This window comes from Microvirga aerilata (genome assembly GCF_016743775.1).
In the GTDB taxonomy this organism is placed as follows: domain Bacteria; phylum Pseudomonadota; class Alphaproteobacteria; order Rhizobiales; family Beijerinckiaceae; genus Microvirga; species Microvirga aerilata.
This window is the reverse complement of sequence record NZ_JAEQMY010000379.1, coordinates 1-513: the sequence shown is the minus strand read 5'-3', so window position 1 is coordinate 513 and position 513 is coordinate 1. Positions and strand designations below refer to the sequence as shown.

General features: G+C 57.9%; 1 protein-coding gene. It reads right to left on the bottom strand.

Going from position 1 to position 513, the window contains the following annotated elements:
• Positions 1 to 41: 41 nt before the first annotated feature.
• Positions 42 to 293: a hypothetical protein gene (locus JKG68_RS32900; protein WP_210346539.1), complete on the bottom strand. Its 252-nt coding sequence runs from the start codon at positions 291 to 293 to the stop codon at positions 42 to 44.
• Positions 294 to 513: the final 220 nt, after the last annotated feature.

Genomic DNA, 513 nt, shown 5'->3' with positions numbered 1-513 from the left:
CCAACATTGCGGCTTGAGCCGGTCCGGCGACCAAGGCGGCCTCAATGCGCCTGATGCTGTTTAATGTCAAAACACCGTAGGGAGAATGCACAGGCAAATAACGCTTTGGTCTGGATTTTCCAAGACTCGACCTTGGACCAATCTACCATTATCGGCGAGAAAGACCATCTCTGGACCTGTCCCGCCCGGCGAATGGCTTCGCCTGCTTCGCTGCCGCCAAGCATCACGCCCGTTGCCGCATTGGCCGCCAGGTCAGCTGCAGTTTGAACCATCCTGAAGGTTCCGACAATCATCTCGGCAGCCGGGCTAAGGCAGGGGCCGCCGGGCACCGGGAGTTGTGGCGCCTTATCAGGATCCTTTTGATGAGACCGACATCACACACGTGGAGTGGTGCAAGCCAATCCTACGCCGTTGCAGCAGGTTGACCGCTTCAAGGAAGTTTTCGGGGACCTCGAACTTCCAGCCAGATCATCCGTTCTGAGCCTAGGGCGTGAGGCTCGTCTGGAGAATGAC